General features: G+C 57.0%; 19 protein-coding genes and 1 tRNA gene. 17 read left to right on the forward strand and 3 right to left on the reverse strand.

From position 1 onward, the window contains the following. The first annotated feature begins 1 nt into the window (after position 1). Genes AC2D8V_RS02095 through ccoS form a run of 3 tightly spaced genes read left to right on the forward strand, consistent with a single transcriptional unit; the run spans position 2 to position 2816 of the window. A complete protein-coding gene (locus AC2D8V_RS02095; protein WP_484731855.1) occupies positions 2–466 on the forward strand; it encodes a FixH family protein in 465 nt (154 codons plus the stop codon). Next, on the forward strand, positions 463–2658 hold the full coding sequence (locus AC2D8V_RS02100) for a heavy metal translocating P-type ATPase (RefSeq protein ID WP_484731856.1): 2196 nt from the start codon (positions 463–465) through the stop codon (positions 2656–2658). The genes AC2D8V_RS02095 and AC2D8V_RS02100 overlap by 4 nt, the downstream gene beginning before the upstream one ends. After that, on the forward strand, positions 2655–2816 hold the full coding sequence (gene ccoS, locus AC2D8V_RS02105; protein WP_484731857.1) for a cbb3-type cytochrome oxidase assembly protein CcoS: 162 nt from the start codon (positions 2655–2657) through the stop codon (positions 2814–2816). Before AC2D8V_RS02100 ends, ccoS begins: the two co-directional genes overlap by 4 nt. 6 nt (positions 2817–2822) lie before the next feature. Here ccoS and AC2D8V_RS02110 read toward each other — a convergent pair whose 3' ends face one another. Next, complete coding sequence (locus AC2D8V_RS02110; RefSeq protein WP_484731858.1) at positions 2823–4310, reverse strand: D-alanyl-D-alanine carboxypeptidase family protein; 1488 nt, start codon at positions 4308–4310, stop codon at positions 2823–2825. A 155-nt stretch (positions 4311–4465) separates the two neighbouring features. Continuing rightward, positions 4466–5170, reverse strand: a complete 705-nt coding sequence (locus AC2D8V_RS02115) for an HAD family hydrolase (protein WP_484731859.1) — start codon at positions 5168–5170, stop codon at positions 4466–4468. Between the two features lie 82 nt (positions 5171–5252). Here AC2D8V_RS02115 and clpS point away from each other — a divergent pair, with 82 nt between their 5' ends. The 4 genes from clpS to hemF all read left to right on the forward strand — a co-directional run bounded on the left by clpS (position 5253) and on the right by hemF (position 8399). Then, positions 5253–5594 (forward strand): ATP-dependent Clp protease adapter ClpS, encoded by a 342-nt coding sequence (clpS, locus tag AC2D8V_RS02120; protein ID WP_484731860.1) that lies wholly within the window; start codon positions 5253–5255, stop codon positions 5592–5594. Between the two features lie 4 nt (positions 5595–5598). Beyond that, on the forward strand, positions 5599–6600 hold the full coding sequence (locus tag AC2D8V_RS02125; RefSeq protein WP_484731861.1) for a class I SAM-dependent methyltransferase: 1002 nt from the start codon (positions 5599–5601) through the stop codon (positions 6598–6600). Between the two features lie 29 nt (positions 6601–6629). After that, positions 6630–7430: an SDR family NAD(P)-dependent oxidoreductase gene (locus tag AC2D8V_RS02130; protein WP_484731862.1), complete on the forward strand. Its 801-nt coding sequence runs from the start codon at positions 6630–6632 to the stop codon at positions 7428–7430. 75 nt (positions 7431–7505) lie between these two features. Further along, positions 7506–8399, forward strand: a complete 894-nt coding sequence (hemF, locus tag AC2D8V_RS02135; protein WP_484731863.1) for an oxygen-dependent coproporphyrinogen oxidase — start codon at positions 7506–7508, stop codon at positions 8397–8399. A 62-nt stretch (positions 8400–8461) separates the two neighbouring features. Here hemF and hemC read toward each other — a convergent pair whose 3' ends face one another. Further along, complete coding sequence (gene hemC, locus AC2D8V_RS02140; RefSeq protein WP_484731864.1) at positions 8462–9406, reverse strand: hydroxymethylbilane synthase; 945 nt, start codon at positions 9404–9406, stop codon at positions 8462–8464. A 101-nt stretch (positions 9407–9507) separates the two neighbouring features. On the opposite strand from hemC, the gene hemE reads away from it, so the two are divergent. The 10 genes from hemE (at position 9508) to boxB (ending at position 20057) form a co-directional block, all read left to right on the forward strand. Next, positions 9508–10542: a uroporphyrinogen decarboxylase gene (gene hemE / locus AC2D8V_RS02145; RefSeq protein ID WP_484732645.1), complete on the forward strand. Its 1035-nt coding sequence runs from the start codon at positions 9508–9510 to the stop codon at positions 10540–10542. Positions 10543–10595: 53 nt separating this feature from the next. Beyond that, a tRNA-Met gene (locus tag AC2D8V_RS02150) sits at positions 10596–10672 on the forward strand. A 167-nt stretch (positions 10673–10839) separates the two neighbouring features. Then, positions 10840–11877 (forward strand): TRAP transporter substrate-binding protein, encoded by a 1038-nt coding sequence (locus tag AC2D8V_RS02155; protein WP_484731865.1) that lies wholly within the window; start codon positions 10840–10842, stop codon positions 11875–11877. Positions 11878–11948: 71 nt separating this feature from the next. Further along, entirely contained in the window at positions 11949–12518 is a 570-nt protein-coding gene (locus tag AC2D8V_RS02160) for a TRAP transporter small permease (protein ID WP_484731866.1), read from the forward strand. A 43-nt stretch (positions 12519–12561) separates the two neighbouring features. After that, a complete protein-coding gene (locus tag AC2D8V_RS02165) occupies positions 12562–13878 on the forward strand; it encodes a TRAP transporter large permease (protein ID WP_484732646.1) in 1317 nt (438 codons plus the stop codon). Positions 13879–13987: 109 nt separating this feature from the next. Beyond that, positions 13988–15529: a benzoate-CoA ligase family protein gene (locus AC2D8V_RS02170; protein WP_484731867.1), complete on the forward strand. Its 1542-nt coding sequence runs from the start codon at positions 13988–13990 to the stop codon at positions 15527–15529. Then, on the forward strand, positions 15526–16350 hold the full coding sequence (locus AC2D8V_RS02175; RefSeq protein ID WP_484731868.1) for an alpha/beta fold hydrolase: 825 nt from the start codon (positions 15526–15528) through the stop codon (positions 16348–16350). The genes AC2D8V_RS02170 and AC2D8V_RS02175 overlap by 4 nt, the downstream gene beginning before the upstream one ends. Beyond that, positions 16343–16795, forward strand: a complete 453-nt coding sequence (locus AC2D8V_RS02180; protein WP_484731869.1) for a DUF309 domain-containing protein — start codon at positions 16343–16345, stop codon at positions 16793–16795. Before AC2D8V_RS02175 ends, AC2D8V_RS02180 begins: the two co-directional genes overlap by 8 nt. Positions 16796–16891: 96 nt before the next feature. Beyond that, on the forward strand, positions 16892–18550 hold the full coding sequence (gene boxC, locus AC2D8V_RS02185) for a 2,3-epoxybenzoyl-CoA dihydrolase (RefSeq protein ID WP_484731870.1): 1659 nt from the start codon (positions 16892–16894) through the stop codon (positions 18548–18550). Between the two features lie 55 nt (positions 18551–18605). Continuing rightward, on the forward strand, positions 18606–20057 hold the full coding sequence (boxB, locus tag AC2D8V_RS02190; protein WP_484731871.1) for a benzoyl-CoA 2,3-epoxidase subunit BoxB: 1452 nt from the start codon (positions 18606–18608) through the stop codon (positions 20055–20057). Positions 20058–20263: the final 206 nt, after the last annotated feature.

Here is a 20263-nt window from a genome sequence, read left to right on the forward strand (position 1 = left end):
AATGACAAAGCAACTGACAGGGCGCCACGTGGCAGCTATCTTTGGCGGTGCATTCAGCATCATTATCGCGGTCAACCTCCTGCTCGCCTATAGCGCTGTCAGCACCTTTCCTGGTCTGGAGGTGAAGAATTCCTACGTGGCGAGCCAGAGCTTTGATGTAGATCGATCCGCGCAGGAAAGCCTCGGGTGGTCGGTCAGTGCGCAGGCACAGGATGGTGAGGTCATTCTCAGTCTGACAGACGCCGCGGGTGCGCCCGTAGAGGCAGCAAAGCTGCAAGCTACTCTTGGCCGTGCCACGCATGTGCGTGACGACAGCACGCCTGATTTCAGGTTCGATGGGCACCGCTACGTGGCCAAGGCAGCCTTGTCGCCCGGAAATTGGAACATCCGCATGCAGGCGGAAGCAAGTGACGGGACGATTTTCCGCCAGCGTGTCGTGTTGCACGTGGTCAAGGACAAGTCTTGAACGCACTGAGCACAAATACGACAGCGGGTTGCCCGGGATGTCTTGCAGCACCAGCGCAACGGGTCGAACCGCCTGTCGTTGATGCGCAGATCGCGCTTTCCTTGCCCACAATCCACTGCCAGTCCTGTATCGCAAAGGTCGAAAAAGCGTTGCTCGCGCAGCCCGGCGTGCAAGCTGCACGGGTCAATCTGACACGCAAGCGGGTGATGATCGACGCCGCACCCGAGGTGACGGCCGCGGAACTGATCGCATGTGTCAGCCAAGCCGGGTTCGAGGCGCATGAACTGGATACAGGCGCGCTGAACCAGACCCGTACCGATGCTGCAAGCCGCGATATCCTGATGCGTCTGGCCGTTGCCGGATTTGCTGCGATGAACGTCATGCTGCTGTCAGTTGCGGTATGGTCGGGTGCGGCAGATGCGACGCGCGATCTATTCCACTGGATTTCAGCGGCGATTACGCTGCCCGCGCTGGCGTTTTCCGCACAGCCGTTTTTCCGCAACGCGTGGCACGCTCTACGCGTTGGAAAGCTGAATATGGATGTCCCGATCAGCCTTGCGATTGCATTGGCCGTCGTCACATCGTTGTGGGAAACCGGCCTGTCCGGTAAACACGCATATTTTGATGCCGCCATGGCGCTGACGTTCTTCCTGCTGGCGGGGCGTTGGCTGGATGCGCGGGCGCGCTCTGCTGCGCGGTCGGCTGCCGAAGAACTCACCGCACTTGAAGTTCCGCGCGCGCTCAAGCTGGTTGACGGAAAGCCGTCAGAAGTGGCTTTGGCAGCACTCCGCGTCGATGATCTGGTGCTGGTGCGCCCGGGCGCTCGTGCGCCCGTCGACGGGATGATTGTCGAAGGGGCCTCCGAGGTTGACCGCTCAGCCCTGACCGGGGAAACGATGCCGGTGTCCCGTGCGCAGGGCGATACCATGAGCGCAGGCGAGATCAATCTGACCGGGCCGCTGACGCTGCGCGCGACCGCTGTCGGCAGGGACAGTTCTTTGCACCGGCTGAGTGCGCTGGTCGCCATCGCGGAAAGTGGTCGGTCGCGTTACACCTCCCTCGCTGATCAAGCAGCGAAGCTTTATGCGCCCGGTGTACACATTCTGTCGGCACTGGCCTTTCTTGGATGGCTTATATGGTCAGGAGACATGCGCGTCTCGCTGAATATCGCGGCTGCGGTTTTGATTATCACGTGTCCATGTGCGTTGGGCCTTGCTGTGCCAGCGGTGACAACCGCTGCATCGGGCCGGCTTTTTGCCAAGGGGCTTCTCATCAAGAATGCAACAGCGCTTGAACGTCTGGCAGAGGTAGACACCGTCGTTTTTGACAAGACCGGCACGGTCACCATGGGCGCACCAAAGGTGACCAATTGGCACACGCTGCCAAAAGAGGCGCAACGCATCGCGGTCGCGTTGGCGCAAGGATCATCACACCCTCTGTCGCTGGCGATCGCCAATTGCGGCAGGGATGCCGGTGTTACGCCCGCGGTTTTGGACGAAGTAACCGAGCAAGCGGGTTTCGGCACCCGAGCACATTTCGAAGGTCGCCAAGTGCGATTGGGTCGCGCGAGTTGGATCGATGCCGCGCCGCAGACACCCGGCGTGAGCAGCGCGCTTGATCTGGGTGATGGCCGTGCCTTTACCATCGCGTTTCAGGACAGTTTGCGGCCGGGTGCGCGCGCGCTGGTCGCACGGCTGACCGCGCGAGGTATAAAGGTGATGTTGTTGTCGGGAGACCGCAACAGCCCCGTAGCGGATACTGCCAAGACGCTGGGAATTGGCAGCTTCAAGTCAGACATGCTCCCGGAAGAAAAACTTCGCTACATCACAAAGTTGGCCAAGGATGAGTGTCGCAAAGTCCTGATGGTGGGGGATGGTTTGAACGATACCGGCGCGCTCGCGGCGGCACATGTATCAATCAGCCCTGCTCAGGCACTTGATGCCGCGCGGGCTGCCTCAGACATCGTGTTGCTTGGAAATGATCTGGAGCCGGTGGCCGACGCAATGGATCTGGCGCGTGTGGCCCGTAAACGGATATCTGAGAACTTCAGAATCGCGACGATTTACAACGTTGTGGCGGTCCCGCTGGCGGTAGCCGGGCTCGCCACTCCGCTGATTGCGGCATTAGCGATGTCGGCGTCATCGCTCACCGTTTCGCTCAATGCTCTGCGACTGGGGCGCAAACGCACATGAATGTATTGGCCTACCTTATTCCGATTTCGCTTGTTCTTGGCGGATTGGGCCTATGGGGCTTTGTATATACCCTGCGAAGTCGTCAATATGACGACCCAGAAGGTGACAGCCGTCGCATTCTCAGCGATGAATTCGACGACCGCCCAAAGCCGGACTGATCGAAACTACGAAGGTCCGACAGTAGAGCATTCGATGTTTCGCGCGACCAAACGGCGACACGCCAGCTGCGCACTTTCCTCGCTCATACCGAGAAAGTTGGCATCAAACCCTGTCGGGCGTTTGACCACTTTGCGCAACGTGCCGTCGAGGGTTGAGATTTCTGCCAGCGCTGTTTTCAGCAAAGCTTTTTCCGCCAGATATCTGCTGCTGTACTGGCCAACGTTGACGCCCCATTGGCGGCCGCCCGACGTCGACAAGCGCGTCACGACTTCGTTTTGAACAGGGACAGCGCCGTTCTGGGCGGTTTCGTCATCTTGGCCGGGCCTGACCAAAGGCCTCAGAGACACCAGCACCCCCTTGCCCGCAGTTGATGCGGTTGGCTTCGCCACGGATTGCGGATCGGCTTTTGGTTCTTGTGCCGCTGTCAGAGCCGAAGTGATGTCGGTGTCAAGAATGCCACTTGTGCTGGCGGCTGCGGCTGCCGGGACTGCGGCGGGCTTTTGTGCTGCTTCCACAGCGGCCACGATGTCGCGGGCGTCCACGGATGCAAGGCGCGGAGCGTCAACCGGGCGTGCCTTTGGGCGTAGGCTGGCTGTCAGAACCTGCGTAAACCGGACGCCGCCGCCGGGTGAATACGCAGGTTTTTTGGGCTTGCGCAGGGCCACCCGCGAAGGTGCCCTTTGGAACCCCATGTCCAGCAGTTCGGCAATGCGTTTGTTGCGCGCGGATGTTGATGTTCCGCCAAAAACCGTTGCGATGATACGCTCGTTGCCGCGCTCTGCCGAGGACACAAGGTTAAAGCCTGCCGCGCGCGTGTAGCCTGTCTTGATCCCGTCTGCACCGCGGTAGTTTGCCAGCAGGCGCCGGTTGGTGTTGGCCACGTTACGTACACCTGCATGTGTCGATCTGCGCGAGAAGAGATTATAGTATTGCGGGTAGTCATACAGAACATGCCGACCGAGAATGGTCATGTCGCGGGCCGTCGACATATGGCCTTTTTCAGTGAGGCCATGAGCGTTTTTGAATGTGGTGCGCGACATGCCAAGTGCCTTGGCAGTGCGGTTCATACGGCGGGCAAAGGCTGCTTCAGACCCTTCCAGCGCCTCACCGATTGCCGTGGCGGCATCGTTCGCCGACTTCACCGCAGCTGCACGGATCAGGTAGCGAAAAGCGATGCGCTGTCCCGATTTCAAACCCAGTTTGGAGGGCGGCTCTGACGCGGCGTGTCGGGAAATCTTAACTTTCGTGTCGAGAGAAATTTCGCCGTTCTCAACCGCCTGAAAAGCAATGTAGAGCGTCATCATCTTGGTCAAAGATGCAGGGTGCAGACGTGTATCTGCGTTGCGGGAGTGCAAAATTTTGCCGTTTCTCGCGTCCATCACGACTGCGGCGTAGGGTGCCGCTGCTGCGCTGAGTGGGAGGATAACCAGCATCCAGAGTGCTGCGAATACAAATAGCCCGTACCGGGCCGGCCAAGAGCGCCGTGCCTTCATGATTTCCGCCTTTTCTGCCTCATGCCGCCGGATTTGCCCAGCGTGCTTTATTAGCGAGAACGCTAGCACAAGTATTTTATGCAATAAAGCGTAAGATTAGACCGGGTCTCATTAAGTTTCCGTGAAGCAACACCAAGCTTAATTATTGACACCCTTTAGCTGTCAATTTCAGCAATCAGCTCTTGCAGGCCGGATAGGTTTTCCAAAGCACGATACCGTCGCGCCATACGGGGAGCAGGGGCCGCCTCGATCTCCCATTCCAGACCATGCGGAACAAATACGCCCCACCCGCCGGCCTCGATCATGGGAAGTACATCAGATTTCATAGAATTGCCGACCATCATTCCTCGGTCTACGCCGTCTCCCAGCCGTGAAAAGATGGTGTGATAGGCGCCTGCCGTCTTGTCCGATACGATTTCAACACCGTCGAATAGTTCACCCAGTCCTGATTGTGCCAGTTTGCGTTCCTGATCGAGCAGGTCGCCTTTCGTGATTAGAATAACGCGATGGGTTCTTTTTGCTGCTTCAACAGCTTCGCGCGCAAAGGGCAAAAGATCCACCGGATGGCGGAGCATTTCTCTGCCCGCCGACAGGATTTCGGATATTTCCCGACCGGTAACGCATCCGTCGGTCACTTCGACTGCCGTTTCGATCATCGACAGCGTGAAGCCTTTGATTCCAAAGCCATAGTGACCCAGATTACGACGCTCTGCTTCGAGCAGGCGCGCCATCAGTGTCGTTTCGTCGGTATACTCTGAAAGCAGTTCAGCAAAGTGCGCTTGCGTAAGTTGAAAAAATCGCTCGTTATCCCACAAAGTGTCGTCTGCATCGAAACCAATCGTTGTAAGATGTCGCGACATGCAAGCAGACCCTTCCCTAATCGCCTTGAGAGGTTATATAGACGCTCTAACGGAATTCCATGTAGCCAATCCAGGATCAGCAATGAACCTAGACGCCCTGATTATGTCCAGCAAGTCAGAGGATGACGGAGACGCGTCAATTCTGACGGCGACCAAGCCCAAGACCAAGCGACCCCCGCTTTACAAGGTCTTGCTGCTTAATGACGATTTTACGCCAATGGAGTTTGTCGTGCATGTGCTGGAGCGTTTCTTTGGCCTCAATCACGCTCAGGCGTTCGAAATCATGTTGACGGTGCACAAAAAGGGCGTCGCGGTTGTTGGCGTGTTCAGTCACGAAATCGCCGAGACCAAGGTCGCGCAGGTAATGGATTTTGCACGACGGCATCAGCACCCGTTGCAATGCACAATGGAAAAAGAAGAATAACTGCGTGATAGATACGCGACTGGCCTTGGCCCTAGAAGAGCACGCGCTGGCGCTGCCACGCGATGGCGTTATCGCCGTGGTGAACCCACCGGCCGATGCCGTGCTTGATATCCTGAAAGACTATGACATCGAGATTGTTGATGGGTTCAAACCCTCGCATGACGCGTGGCGCGCGCGGGGTTTTAACGCGACTGTCTCTATGGTGAATGAATATAGCGCGGTGCTTGTTTGTTTGCCTCGTGCCAAAGCAGACGCTCGTGCAATGATCGCAGACGCAATGCATGCGACTGCCGGGCCGGTGTTGATTGACGGTCAAAAGACCGATGGCGTGGACAGCCTGCTTAAGAATATGCGCAAACTGTTGCCTGTATCGGGTCCGATCTCGAAGGCGCATGGAAAGCTATTCTGGTGCGCGCACCCCATGCCGGATGCTTTTGAGGACTGGCGCGCCGGGCCACAACTGACAACTGGGGGCTTCTGGACCGCACCGGGCGTATTCTCGGCGGACGCGGTTGATCCTGCATCTGCCCTATTGGTCTCGTCACTGCCAGATACGCTCGGGCGTCAGGTTGGAGATTTTGGGGCTGGGTGGGGCTATCTCTCAGCACACATCCTGACGCGCGAAAGCGTCGAGGCAGTGCATTTGGTCGAAGCAAACCACATGGCGTTAGAGTGCGCCCGCCGGAATGTCACTGACCCGCGGGCGCATTATCACTGGTCGGACGTTGGCGCATGGCATCCGCCGCAAAAGCTGGATGCTGTGGTTATGAACCCCCCGTTTCACAAAGGCCGCGCGGCCGATCCCGGTTTGGGACAGGAGTTTGCCAGGGCTGCGGCTGGTGCGCTGACCACGGGCGGGAGCCTATGGATGGTTGCTAACCGTCACCTGCCCTACGAAGAAACGCTGCAACGTCACTTTGCAAAAGTACTGGACGTGGGCGGCGATAATCGCTTCAAGCTCTTTCACGCATCTCGTCCGGTACGCACTGCGGGTCGCCGCGGCTGACGGCAGAGCAGCCGGAAGAAAGGAAGACCATGTCATTTTCGATTAACGGTAAAACCGCGATTGTCACCGGTGCCGCAAATGGTATCGGGCTGGCGATCGCGCGCCAGTTCGCTGACCGTGGCGCCAACGTTATGTGCGCGGATATGGATGAAAAGAAGCTAAGCGAAGAGTGGCGTGATGTTTCTGATGACGGAAATTTGCGCTATTTCGCAGGCGATCTGCGGCAAAGGCTGACCATAGCCAATCTTGTGTCAGCCACGATCGACGGATTTGACCGCGTTGATATTCTGGTGAACGCGTCACGTCAGGTGATGGAGACAGATGCACTGGATGTCGAAGACACCTCTGTTGCACTATTGTTGGAGCAAAATCTGATGACCGCGCTCCATCTTACCCAGCAAGTTGCAAAGCGCATGATCAAGCAAGGCAGCGATCAGCCAGAAGGGCAGCTTGGCTCGATCATCAATCTCAGCTCGATCGCTTCGCGCAATACGCGCCCTGAATTGATGGGATATTCGATTGCCTCTGCTGCGCTTGAACAGATGACCCGCTCGATGGCGCTGGCGCTGGCACCAGAGCGGATCAGGGTCAACGCCGTTGCGTTTGGCTCGGTGATGAGCGCCTCTTTGAAGTCATCGGTCGTGGAACATAGTGACTGGCGCGAAGACATCACGTCGCATACGCCGCTGGGCAGAATTGCAGGCCCCGCAGAGCTTACCGATGCGGTGCAGTTTCTTGCGGCAGAAAGCTCGGGCTTTATGACGGGTGAGGTAATTACCGTCGACGGTGGGCGCAGTTTGCTGGATGTTGTCTCCGCACCAGCACATTGAGAATTCTGCTTTGCCAGTCTTCTCAAAGCTGGTTAAGACTGGGTGTCAGAAAAAAATGACACTTTAGGCCTGCTAATGACTCAAGAATTTGCCACTGAAAAACGCCGTGCCGCTGCATGGTTTCGCAGCTTGCGCGACGACATCGTCGCGGCCTTCGAAAAATTAGAGGATGACCATGCGCAGGGCCCCCTGTCGGACGCCGCGCCTGCGCGCTTCGAAGTCACGGAAACAAAAAGGCATGCCGATGACGGGTCTGACGCTGGTGGCGGGTTGATGAGCGTTATGCGTGGCGGCCGTGTTTTTGAAAAAGTCGGTGTCAACGTGTCAGAGGTGTATGGCACCTTGGGTGAGCGCGCTCAGATGGCGATGGCCGCACGAAAAGGTATTCCGGGGATGAAGGAAGATCCTCGGTTCTGGGCATCTGGCATCAGCCTTGTCGCTCACATGCAAAACCCCCATGCCCCAGCCGTTCACATGAATACGCGCATGTTCTGGACGCCGCACGCCTGGTGGTTTGGTGGCGGGTCGGATTTGAACCCGTGCATTGAATACGAGGAAGATACGCAACACTTTCATGCCACGCAGCGCGATCACCTGGATCCTCACGATGCAGAACTCTATCCCAAGCTCAAGGCATGGGCGGACGAGTATTTTTATGTGCCACATCGCAACCGTGCGCGTGGCGTTGGTGGCATTTTCATGGATGACCACAACAGTGGTGATTGGGAGGCGGATTTTTCGCTGACGCAAGACATCGGCCGGGCGTTTTTGCCTGCCTATATTCCGCTAGTGCGTAAACGCAGGACGCAGGAATGGGATGGTGCTGACAAGGATGCACAGTTGGTTCACCGCGGGCTTTATGCCGAATACAACCTCGTTTATGACCGCGGGACAAAATTCGGCCTTGAAACCGGACATGATGCAAATGCGGTTCTGATGAGCTTGCCACCATTGGCAAAATGGATTTAGGCGGCCTTGCCGCCGGCCTTTCAGGCTTCCCCATAAATATTTTCAAGACAAAGAAGCTGCGGTCAGTGCCAGTCGAAGAAGTCAGTCGAAGCGCGTGACAAAAGCTCCTGTGCGAGATCGCGCCCCATGTCGGCGCCATCGCTGACCGGACCTTGGCGCGCACCTGACAATGCCTCGGACCCGTCCGGCCGCAAGACCTCTCCGCGCAGCGTGAGTTGGTCACCTTCAAGGGTGGCAAGCCCGGCGATTGGGGTTTCGCAAGAGCCATCGAGTTCGAGTAGAAAGCTGCGCTCAGCCGCGAGACGTTTTCCAGTCTCGTGATGATGGATCGCGGCCAGCAAGCCTTGGGTATTCTCGTCGTCGAGACGCCTCTCAATCCCAATTGCGCCCTGTGCCACAGCAGGCAGCATATCGTTCGTATCGATGGGGGTGGCTGGCACGTCGTCCATCGCCAGACGGTTCAGGCCGGCTGCCGCCAAGAAGGTACATTCGGCCACCCCATCGGCGAGTTTTTTCAGGCGGGTTTGGACATTCCCGCGAAATTCGACCACCTGAAGATCCGGGCGGCGATGCAGTAATTGTGCGCGACGTCTCAGGCTCGAAGTGCCGACAACAGCGCCCTGCGCAAGCTCCGTCAATGCAGAGAGCTTTGGTGAGACGAAAGCGTCGCGCACATCCTCACGGGGCAGATAGGTATCGAGGATCAGGCCGTTGGGCTGGACCGTCGGCATATCCTTCATCGAGTGAACCGCGATGTCAATTTTTTCTGACAGTAAGTCTTCTTCGATTTCGCGGGTAAAAAGCCCTTTGCCGCCGATGTCCTTGAGGGGACGGTCCTGGATTGCGTCGCCGGTGACTTTGATGACGATAATCTCGAAGGCATCTTCGCCTAAGTCGTGCGCCTTGCACAGTCTTTCTCGGGTCTCGTAGGCTTGGGCGAGCGCGAGCGGTGAGCCGCGCGTTCCAATCTTGAGGGGCGTGTCGGGGGTCGGAAGATGCACTGTCATGGGTTTATCTTTTAAATGTGTCAACTTAAACTGACAACTGGAATGATTGAGAATCTCACGGTAGAAGCAAGTAGGGCGACATGAAAGACGGAAATCACGCGATGAGCCAGACCAAAACAATCCTGCGTGCACTTGCTGGTGAGCGCCAAGCGGTGCCGCCCATCTGGATGATGCGCCAAGCCGGGCGTTACCTGCCAGAGTATCGGGCCACGCGAGCGCAGGCGGGAGACTTTTTGTCCCTGTGCTATAATCCCGAACTTGCCGCCGAGGTCACGCTGCAGCCCATCCGCCGATACGGGTTCGACGCTGCAATCCTGTTCGCTGACATTTTGCTGCTGCCGCAAGCGCTGGGCGCGGAATTGTGGTTTGTGACCGGTGAAGGGCCGCGGCTGTCGACGATTACCGAGCAAGCAGATTTCGACAAGCTGGGTCCGGTTGACGACATCGACGAGACACTGGGCCCGATTTACGAGACGGTGCGCATCCTTCGACGCGAGTTGCCAAGTGAAACGACACTGATCGGTTTTGCCGGTGCGCCGTGGACAGTTGCCACCTACATGATTGCAGGGCGCGGCACACCGGATCAAGGGCCCGCACATGCTCTGAAAGATGAAAACCGACCGCTCTTTGAAGCTTTGCTGGACCGGATCACACAAGGCACCATTGCTTATTTGTCCCGGCAGATCGATGCAGGAGCGGAGGTCGTCAAGATCTTTGACAGTTGGGTCGGATCTCTGAAGGGGGACGACTTTCGCAAATATGCAGTCGAACCAGCGCGGGTGATTACTGCGGCGTTGAAAGAGCGCCACCCCGGTATTCCGGTGATCGGGTTCCCTCGGGAAGCGGGCGATGGTTATATTGGTTTCGCCAAAGCGACTGGCGTGGATTGCGTGGCTCTGGACAACTCCGTGTCAGCAGAGTGGGCTGCCAAGCATGTCCAAAATGACGGCTGCGTTCAGGGAAACCTTGCTTCAAGCCACATGGTCACGGGCGGAGCGCCTTTGGTCGCCGAAACCAAGCAGATCGTAAAAGCATTCTCCGGCGGGCCGCATATCTTTAACTTGGGCCACGGGATCACGCCAGATGCGGACCCTGACAACGTGCAGCGCATGATTGACGCGGTTCGCGAGCAATAATCGCTGTTTCGGTCTTGACGTACCAGCGTGCCTGTCATAGTGCACGCTCCGATGGCGTTATAGCTCAGTTGGTTAGAGCGAACGACTCATAATCGTTAGGTCGGTGGTTCAAGTCCACCTAACGCCACCACCCTCCTTCCTCCCCGAGCCACTGTTTGCAAATCGCAGTGGCTGGCTCTGCCTGATAGTTACAAACACGGGTGACAACGGCAGCGTCTTCGCTTAGCAATTTAAGCAGATTTCAGAGTCAGAGACTGCGGATTACGCAGCGTGACCAGTTTCAGGGAGGAAACGCAAATGATCTCACGCAAAGGTTTTTTGAGTATGGCCGCGAGCGCCGCGTTGGCGGTCGGCATCGGGTCGACACCTGTTGCAGCGCAGGACGTGACGCTGACACTTCACCAATTCCTGCCGCCGCAAGCCAACGTACCCAAGCTGGTGCTGGACGTGTGGGCGGACAATGTCGAAAAGGACAGCGGCGGTCGTATCAAAGTTGATCGCTACCCGTCCATGCAACTGGGTGGCAAACCTCCGGAGCTGATGGATCAGGCAATCGACGGTGTTGCCGATATCGTTTGGACAGTTGTCGGGTACACGCCCGGCCGCTTCCCCAGCACCGAGGTATTCGAACTGCCTTTCATGATGACCAACGCGCGTGCCGCATCTCGCGCGTATTGGGAAATGTTTGAAAAGCATATGAAGGACACCGAATTCAAGGACGTGCATATCCTTGGCACATGGGTTCACGGACCTGGTTTGATCCACGCCAACAAGGAAATTCGCACGCCATCTGACATGGAAGGCATGAAAATACGTGGCGGCTCGCGATTGGCGAACGCCCTGCTTGAAAAAGTCGGTGCCACACCGGTTGGCATGCCTGTACCCGCGGTTCCCGAAGGGCTGTCCAAGGGGGTGATCGACGGCACAACGATCCCGTGGGAAGTCACGGCTGCGCTGAAGGTGCCGGAACTTGTGACCAACCACACAGAGTTCACCGGCAACGCTCTTTATGTGCTCACTTTTGTTTTGGCGATGAACAAGGACCGCTACGAAAGTTTGCCCGATGACCTGAAAAAGGTGATCGACGACAACTCTGGGCTGGAGTTTTCGGTTTTCGCAGGTGGCACGCAGGCCGATAGTGACGGGCCGGCACGCAAGTTGGCAGCTGACCGCGGTAATAATATCGTGACGCTCAACGAGGAAGAAACCGCAGTCTGGAAGGAAGTTGCACAACCGATCTACGACGAGTGGGTTGCCGAGATGAACGAGAAAGGCATCGACGGGCAGGCGCTGATCGACGAAGCCCGGATGTTGATCGACAAATACACCGAGTAAGCTGAAAGAACCCAAGCCTGCGGCCAAACCCGGCCGCGGGCTTTTTTGCACCCAACCGCCGGAGCGCGTGAATGCACAAGGCCATGATACTACTTGCGCGGGCCACTGCGATTATTGGTGGCCTCGTTCTGGTTGGGCTCATTCTTCTGACGACCGCTTCGATCATCGGCCGATCTGTCAACAAATGGCTGCATGGCGATTTTGCACAGTCCGCTTTCGGCAGCGTTTCGCAATGGCTGCTGGATCTGGGGATAGGTGAGGTGAACGGCAGTTATGAACTGCTCGAAGCAGGTGTGGCCTTTGCGATATTTTCTTTTTTCCCGATCTGCCAGCTCTATACCGGGCATGCGACGGTGGATGTGTTCACGTCTCGCCTGCCAATCCGCATTACCCGTGCGATCATGTGTTTTTGGGAATTGGCGCTGACCGCGGCCCTGTTACTGATCACGGTTCAATTGTTCGGCGGCGTACAACGCTATTACGGCAATGGCGAGACCACATTGTTTTTGCAATTCCCGGTCTGGTGGGCTTACGCGGCCAGCTTTGCGGCCTCGGTGGTGACCTGTATCGTTGCGCTCTACTGTGCCGCCATGCGTTTGGTCGAAGCTGCGACCGGCCGCGTGATCCTGCCAAACATGTGATGCGGCAATGGACCTGATACTCGATCTTTTACCCTTTGCGGACATGAGCCGGCTTGAGCTTGGCTTCTGGTCTTTTGCGGTATTGCTCGTAATGGTTTTTCTTCGGGCCCCAATCGGCTTGGCCATGCTATTGTGCGGTTTCGGTGGTTGGTACTACGCGATGAACGGCAATCCGACACCGCTGCTGGCCAAGCTGAAATCCGAGACCTACACAACATTTTCAAGCTACTCGCTCAGTATCATTCCGATGTTCCTGCTGATGGGTCAATTCGCGACTCTGTCCGGTATGTCGTCGTCGCTTTTCCGTGCGGCAGAAAGCTTTCTGGGCCACCGGCGTGGCGGGGTTGCGATGGCCGCTGTTGGCGCCTGTGCCGGTTTCGGGGCCATTTGCGGGTCGTCACTCGCAACTGCCGCCACCATGTCCAAAGTTGCGCTGCCTGAACTGCGCCGATACGGCTATTCCGGTGGCTTTTCGACGGCCACGCTCGCTGCGGGCGGTACCTTGGGCATACTGATCCCGCCCTCTGTTATCCTCGTGATCTACGCGATAATCACCGAGCAGAACATCGCCAAACTATTTCTGGCGGCCTTTATTCCGGGTATTCTGGCCGCGCTCGGGTATATGTTGACGATCTCCGTCTATGTGCGCCTTTACCCTGCCTCAGCCGGCACGCGCGCCGCTGTCCCCATGGCCGAACGCTGGCGTGCACTGGGGGCAACATGGCCGGTGCTCGTGATCTTTGGCGTTGTGGTCGGCGGTATCTACCTTGGCTGGTTTACACCTACGGAGGGGTCCGCCATTGGCGCGGCGGGAACTGGCCTCGTTGCGCTGCTTTCAGGTAGTTTGAACCGGTCAGCCTTTGTCGAAGCGCTGCTAGGCACGGCCCGTACGACCGCGATGATCTTCTTTATCGTTCTCGGTGCGAGCTTCTACAACGGGTTCCTTGCACTGTCCGGGGTGCCGCAGTTCATGGCGGACTGGGTTCTGGGCCAAGGCTTTAGCCCGTGGTTTGTGCTCTCTGTCATACTGGTGTTTTACCTGATTTTTGGCTGCCTGATGGATAGCCTTTCAATGATCCTTTTGACGGTCCCGATCTTCTTCCCGGTTATTTCGGCGATGGATTTCGGCCTGACGACTGAACAGGTGGCAATCTGGTTCGGCATCTTGGTGCTCATCGTGGTTGAAGTGGGCCTGATCACGCCCCCTGTTGGAATGAACCTTTTCATTATCAATGCGATGGACCGCGAAACCCCCATGACGGAAACCTACAAGGCAGTCCTGTTCTTCGTGGGGTCTGACATTCTGCGGGTTGTTCTCCTTGTTGCGTTCCCCGCCATCACGCTGTTCTTATTACCCTGACGCCTCGCGTATTGGCATTAAAGTGCACAACTGGCGCTGATTGCTTGCGGCGTGAAATGCCTCATGCAGGATGGCATCGGTGTCGTCCGCTGAATCTTGGGAGGGATTCGTGACCAGCATCGCCGAAAACGCAGCGAGCTATTTTGTCGACCGCCATCTGGAGGAGAGGCGCGGAGACAGGATCGCGTATCGCGAAGCCGGGAGCGGACGTACACTTTCCTATCACGATCTGGCCAAAGGGGCGGCGCAGTGTGCAGGTAGCCTGCGCCGCGCCGGTGTTCGCCGCGAAGAACGCGTCGCTGTGCTGGTCCATGATACGCTGGAGTTTCCGCAGATTTTTTTCGGTGCGCTGAAAGCAGGGGTTATACCGATCCCGGTGAATACGTTGCTTACGGCGTCTGTTTACGATCACATTTTGAGAGACAGCCGTGCGGTTTGTCTCTTTGTTTCTGCGGCTCTCTACGAAACCGTTGCGCCGATCCTTAATGACAATCCCTATCTGCGCCAAATTATCGTCATTGGTGGCGGGGATGAGCCTGAAACAACGCAGTATGACGCTTTCGTCAAAGGCGCGGAGCGGTTGGATACGCAGCCCGTGTCCGCCGACGAGGTGGCATTCTGGCTGTATTCGTCCGGCTCCACCGGTCAGCCCAAAGGTGTTGCCCACGTTCACGCCAGCTTGCGCGCGACTGCTGATACCTACGGCGCTCATATTTTGCAGTTGTCGCAAGAGGACACCGTCTTTTCAGCAGCCAAGTTGTTTTTTGCCTACGGCTTGGGGAACGCACTCACCTTCCCGCTCGCCGTTGGTGCCACGGCTGTGCTGTTTCCGGGGCGCCCGACGCCGCAAGACATGCTTGATACGTTGAACGCCGAGAAGCCAACCGTGTTTTACGGCGTGCCAACACTTTTTGCTGCGATGAACGCGGAAATGGATAAATCCGGGCGCCCCGATGCGCCCTTGCGACGTGCGGTGTCCGCGGGTGAGGCATTGCCGGAGGATGTGGGTAAGAGATGGCAGGACCACACTGGCGTGCCGATCCTCGACGGCGTTGGATCCACGGAGATGCTTCACATCTTTCTGAGTAACGCACCGGACGACGTTGTCTATGGAACATCTGGCACGCCGGTACCCGGTTACGAAATGCGCCTCGTGGGTGATAACGGCGAAGAAGTCGAAACCGGAGAGATCGGTGAGTTGGTCGTCAGCGGCGCGTCTTCTGCGGCTTGCTACTGGAACCAGCGACGCAAGTCGCAAGCAACATTCGAAGGTGCCTGGACCCATACGGGCGACAAATACGAACAGAGGCCCGACGGGCGTTATATTTACTGCGGCCGCACCGACGACATGTTCAAGGTATCGGGCATCTGGGTGTCGCCGTTCGAAGTGGAGCAGGCTCTGTCCAGTCATCCCGCCGTTCTTGAAGCGGCCGTCATCGCAAAGCAGGACGAGGATGGTCTGGAAAAGCCAAAAGCTTTTATTGTTCTTCGTGATGCAAGGTCCGAGGGGCTTTGCAGCGCGTTACAGGAATATGTCAAAGAACGTGTCGGCACGTGGAAATACCCACGCTGGATCGATTTTGTGGATGACCTGCCAAAGACCGCGACCGGAAAAATCCAGCGGTTCAAACTGCGCGAGGCAGAAGAATGAGTTTTGAATGGACTTCCGCACCGGGATTGATGCTGCGCGCCGGTGGTCACAATCTGGAATACGCCTGTTACGGGCCTGCCCCAAAAGACGCGCCGACGATTGTACTTTTGCATGAAGGCTTGGGCTGCATCGCTCTGTGGCGAGATTTGCCGCAACGCCTTGCCGATGAAACAGGTTATGGCGTGCTGGTCTATTCTCGCGCGGGGTACGGCGGTTCCGATCCTGCGCCGCTGCCCCGGCCCTTGGACTACATGACCCGTGAAGCAACAGTCACCTTGGCTGACGTTATCAATGCGGCGGGCTTGGACAATGTTGTTCTTATGGGACATTCAGACGGGGCCACGATTGCTGCCATTTACGCAGGATCGGTCAGCGATCTCCGAGTACGCGGGCTGGTTCTCATTGCACCGCACTTCTTCACCGAAGAAGGTGGATTGCAAGCGATCCGCGAAGCCGGGCGCGCGTTTGAAGAGGGTGATCTGCGCGCCCGTTTGGAGCGGTACCACAGCCATGTGGATGTGGCATTTCGCGGCTGGTACGATGCGTGGACAGCACCGGGTTTTAAAGACTGGAACGTCGCTGATTGTATCGACCATCTGCGCATCCCCGTTCTGGCAGTGCAGGGTAACGCAGATCCGTATGGTACGCTGGCGCAGGTCGAAGAAATTGCAACGCGTATCTATTCGCCGCTCGAGACCGCCATTCTCGAAGGCTGCGGACACGCACCACACACAGAAGCGCCCGACGCGTTAATGGCTGCGGTTGTGGAGTTTACGGCGCGATTGCGCAGGATCGAACAGGTCGAGGTCGTCCTTGGCTGATCTTTCAGACGACATACCCCTGCCGCCGCACGTCTACGTGCCGGGGCGTAGTCCGCGTCATCCGGATGCGTGGTTTGACGAGATCAAGGCGTCGGTCACGCCGGACGTCAAGCCGGCGGAACTGGATCGCACGCGGGCGTTCAAGGCCGGTCTGAAATATCTGGAAAATGGCTATTACTGGGAGTGCCATGAGGTTCTCGAGGCTGTCTGGATGCAAACCAAGGACCCTAGTCCCGAACGTGACATGGTGCTGGCGATCATTCAGCTTGCAAACGCACGTCTCAAGATACTCATGGGGCTGCCCCGCGCCGCAAACCGTTTGTGCGAAATGGTCGAAACCCACCTTTCCCGTTGCCCGCAAGCCGAACCGACGCTTGGTCAGAAAGTGTCCAGCATACTCGATAAGGTTAATGAAACGCGCGAAATGGTGAGAAGTGCAATTTAATGCGCCTATTTGAAAGCGCATACGCGTTAAATTGCAATTTTTGGCCCGTCGTGGCCATAGTGCCGAAAGCCTGATGCGCTGCGCCGGAGTTGAGTAATGCCAAGCCGAATAGACTTTCAGGTCGATCCTGACGCAATGCGCCACTGGCGCGTTTCGGTTGAGGGCAGCGTTGCTGATGTCACGATGGACGTCGACGAAGATGGCGGGTTGTTCGACGGATATGCTCTCAAGCTGAACTCATACGATCTCGGGGTGGATATTGAGCTTGCGGACGTGGTCCAGCGTCTGCGTTTTGAGCACCCCGAAGTCAGCGTTGTTGTATTGCGCTCTGGCAAGGATAAGGTCTTTTGCGCCGGAGCAAACATACGAATGCTGGGTGGTGCGAGCCACGCGCACAAAGTCAATTTTTGCAAGTTCACAAACGAGACGCGCAACGCATTCGAGGCCGCGTTAGAGGACAGCGGCCAGATGTATGTCGCGGCAGTTCGCGGGTCATGCGCCGGAGGAGGATATGAACTTGCACTTGCGTGCAACCACATCATTCTGACCGACGACAGCACCTCGTCAGTGGCCTTGCCAGAAGTCCCTCTTCTGGCGGTACTGCCGGGCACCGGGGGGCTGACGCGGGTCACGGACAAGCGCGGCGTGCGCCGTGACCTCGCGGACGTGTTTTGCACGTTGGAAGAGGGCGTAAAAGGCAAGAGAGCGCAGCAATGGCGACTCGTTGACGAAGTGGTGCCCAACGCAAAGTTCGAAGATGCTGTGGCCGCGCGCGCACAGGCATTTGCCGCGCAGGCGAACAAGCCGCGTGACCTGCAAGGTATTGCACTGAAACCGCTGCAAAGAGATTTTTCTGCGGACGGCGTTGTGTATTCCACCGTCGAAGTTCTCATCAACAGGCCGGCTGGCACTGCGACCGTGCGCATTAGCGGGCCCGGCGATGATGCTGCTGACACAGTGGCTGAATTTCATGCGCAAGGCGCTGATGCATGGCTGCTGCGATGCGCCCGAGAGTTGGACGACGCGATTTTGCATCTGCGCAGCAACGAGCCGGAAATCGGGTTGCTGATCTTTGAAAGCCAAGGAAATCCCGACAAGGTAGCGGCGCATGAGGCGTTGTTGCTGGCCAACGATGATGACTGGCTGGCGAATGAGGTTTTGTGCTTGTGGAAACGCGTTTTGAAGCGGCTCGACATGACCGCGCGCAGCACCGCCGCCTTGGTCGAACATGGTTCGTGCTTTGCCGGCGTACTGGCAGAGATTCTCTGGTCGGTAGACCGCAGCTATATGATGCTGGATACGTTTGACGACGATGACCGCCCGCTTGCAACGGTTCTACTGACGCAGGCCAATTTTGGGCGGTATCCGATGGGCAATGGGATAAGCCGTCTGGCAACGCGGTTTTGGGGCGATCCTGATGCGCTGAGTTCCATTGAAGCCGAGACTGGCAATGCTCTCGCAGCTGAAGCAGCCGAAGAATTCGGATTGGTCACCTACGCGTACGACGACATCGATTGGGAAGACGAGGTCCGCCTGTTTGTCGAGGAAAGAGCGAGCTTTTCGCCCGATGCCCTCACCGGAATGGAAGCCAATCTGAGGTTTGCGGGGCCAGAAACAATGGAAACACGCATCTTTGGCAGGCTGACCGCTTGGCAGAACTGGATATTCCAAAGACCGAATGCAGTAGGGCCGGAAGGGGCACTGCAACGCTACGGTACCGGCTTGCGCGGGCAATACGACAAGGGCCGCGTCTGAAGATAACCGAAATCCGCACCGCCTGAATGCGGCGGCACTTGTGAAAGGACATGAAATGCTCGACCTGATCAATGTCAGCTACGACAGTCAAATCCCAAACAACGTTGGCCTGTCATCCGACAAAAAGGTGCTGAAAGCGTTAGAGAAATGGCATCCGGGGTACATCAACTGGTGGAATGATCTGATTCCGCAGAATTTTCAGGAAAGCATGGTCTATCTCCGGACGGCGGTGTCGGTCGACCCGAAGGGTTGGGCAAAATTTGATTACGTTAAAATGCCGGAATATCGCTGGGGCGTGTTGCTCGCGCCCGCGGTCGAAGACCGCAAAATCCCGATGGGCGAACACTGTGGCGAACCGGCATGGCAGGAAGTGCCGGGAGAATACCGGAACATTCTCAAACGCTTAATCGTCATTCAAGGCGATACCGAGCCGGGATCGGTCGAGCAGCAGCGCTTTTTGGGTCTCACAGCGCCTTCGCTCTATGACATGCGTAATTTGTTTCAGGTAAACGTAGAAGAAGGCCGCCACCTGTGGGCCATGGTTTACTTGCTTCAGAAATATTTTGGGCGGGACGGTCGTGAAGAAGCGGATGATCTGCTTGTCCGCTCATCCGGTTCGGAAGAAGCACCGCGTATGCTGGGAGCATTCAACGAAGAAACACCAGACTGGCTGTCTTTTTTCATGTTCACGTACTTCACCGATCGTGATGGAAAGATGCAGCTGGAAAGCCTTGCGCAGTCAGGTTTCGACCCGTTGTCTCGGACCTGTCGGTTTATGCTGACGGAAGAAGCGCATCATATGTTTGTGGGCGAAACCGGTGTTGGTCGGACGATTCAAGCGACATTGGAAGCGATGAACGCCAATGGCATCAGCGATCCATATGACATTAACAAGATACGTGACTTGGGTGTGATTGACCTGCCAACAATCCAGAAAAAGTTAAACCTTCACTACACCCTCAGCCTCGACCTCTTTGGCCAAGAGGTATCGACCAACGCGGCCAATGCGTTCAACGCAGGGATCAAGGGGCGATACATGGAATTGCGTATAGATGACGATCATAGGCTGGAAAGTGACACGTATCCTGTGACATCGATCACCGATGGCCAAATTCTCACCCAAGACGTGCCCGCTCTGACCGCCATCAACATGCGCTTGCGTGACGATTACATCCGTGACGCGTCGGGCGGTGTGGGCCGCTGGAACAAGGCGATTCAAAAGGCGGGCGTATCCTTTGAGCTGAAACTGCCGCACGAAGGGTTTCACCGTCAGATCGGAGTATTTTCCAGCGTTGCCGTCGATCCTGACGGCAACATCCTGTCGTCCGAGGAGTGGGAAAAGCGCCGCGATGAATGGCTTCCGACCAAAGCTGACGGCGACTTTATCCAGTCGCTGATGCAGCCTTGTTTCGAACCGGGAAAATATGCCTCGTGGATCGCACCACCCAAAGTCGGTATCGACAACAAGCCGGGTGATTTCGAATACGTGAAACTCCACATGGCTTGATCCAGATCAAAGAAACTTCGCCGTGTTGGCGCATACTCATGCGTCAACGCACTTCGCAACGACTTATCAGGAGATCGGATCAATGCATCATCAACCGCAAAATTCTGCGCGTGAGCAAACCCTGAACTGTCTCGGCTGTGCGGATTGCAAAGGACTGTGCCAAGCACTGTTCGATCTTGCCCTGTTGCCCGAGTTGGTGCTGCAGC

It is taken from the genome of Roseobacter sp. YIN89, from assembly GCF_057219365.1.

What these genes read in the sequence shown, in the direction of transcription:
- AC2D8V_RS02095 (WP_484731855.1), top strand. Translation starts at nt 2, where the DNA reads ATGACAAAGCAACTGACAGGGCGCCACGTGGCAGCTATCTTTGGCGGT.
- ccoS (WP_484731857.1), top strand. Translation starts at nt 2,655, where the DNA reads ATGAATGTATTGGCCTACCTTATTCCGATTTCGCTTGTTCTTGGCGGA.
- AC2D8V_RS02110 (WP_484731858.1), bottom strand. Translation starts at nt 4,310, where the DNA reads ATGAAGGCACGGCGCTCTTGGCCGGCCCGGTACGGGCTATTTGTATTC.
- AC2D8V_RS02115 (WP_484731859.1), bottom strand. Translation starts at nt 5,170, where the DNA reads ATGTCGCGACATCTTACAACGATTGGTTTCGATGCAGACGACACTTTG.
- clpS (WP_484731860.1), top strand. Translation starts at nt 5,253, where the DNA reads ATGAACCTAGACGCCCTGATTATGTCCAGCAAGTCAGAGGATGACGGA.
- AC2D8V_RS02130 (WP_484731862.1), top strand. Translation starts at nt 6,630, where the DNA reads ATGTCATTTTCGATTAACGGTAAAACCGCGATTGTCACCGGTGCCGCA.
- hemF (WP_484731863.1), top strand. Translation starts at nt 7,506, where the DNA reads ATGACTCAAGAATTTGCCACTGAAAAACGCCGTGCCGCTGCATGGTTT.
- hemC (WP_484731864.1), bottom strand. Translation starts at nt 9,406, where the DNA reads ATGACAGTGCATCTTCCGACCCCCGACACGCCCCTCAAGATTGGAACG.
- hemE (WP_484732645.1), top strand. Translation starts at nt 9,508, where the DNA reads ATGAGCCAGACCAAAACAATCCTGCGTGCACTTGCTGGTGAGCGCCAA.
- AC2D8V_RS02155 (WP_484731865.1), top strand. Translation starts at nt 10,840, where the DNA reads ATGATCTCACGCAAAGGTTTTTTGAGTATGGCCGCGAGCGCCGCGTTG.
- AC2D8V_RS02160 (WP_484731866.1), top strand. Translation starts at nt 11,949, where the DNA reads ATGCACAAGGCCATGATACTACTTGCGCGGGCCACTGCGATTATTGGT.
- AC2D8V_RS02165 (WP_484732646.1), top strand. Translation starts at nt 12,562, where the DNA reads ATGAGCCGGCTTGAGCTTGGCTTCTGGTCTTTTGCGGTATTGCTCGTA.
- AC2D8V_RS02175 (WP_484731868.1), top strand. Translation starts at nt 15,526, where the DNA reads ATGAGTTTTGAATGGACTTCCGCACCGGGATTGATGCTGCGCGCCGGT.
- boxC (WP_484731870.1), top strand. Translation starts at nt 16,892, where the DNA reads ATGCCAAGCCGAATAGACTTTCAGGTCGATCCTGACGCAATGCGCCAC.
- boxB (WP_484731871.1), top strand. Translation starts at nt 18,606, where the DNA reads ATGCTCGACCTGATCAATGTCAGCTACGACAGTCAAATCCCAAACAAC.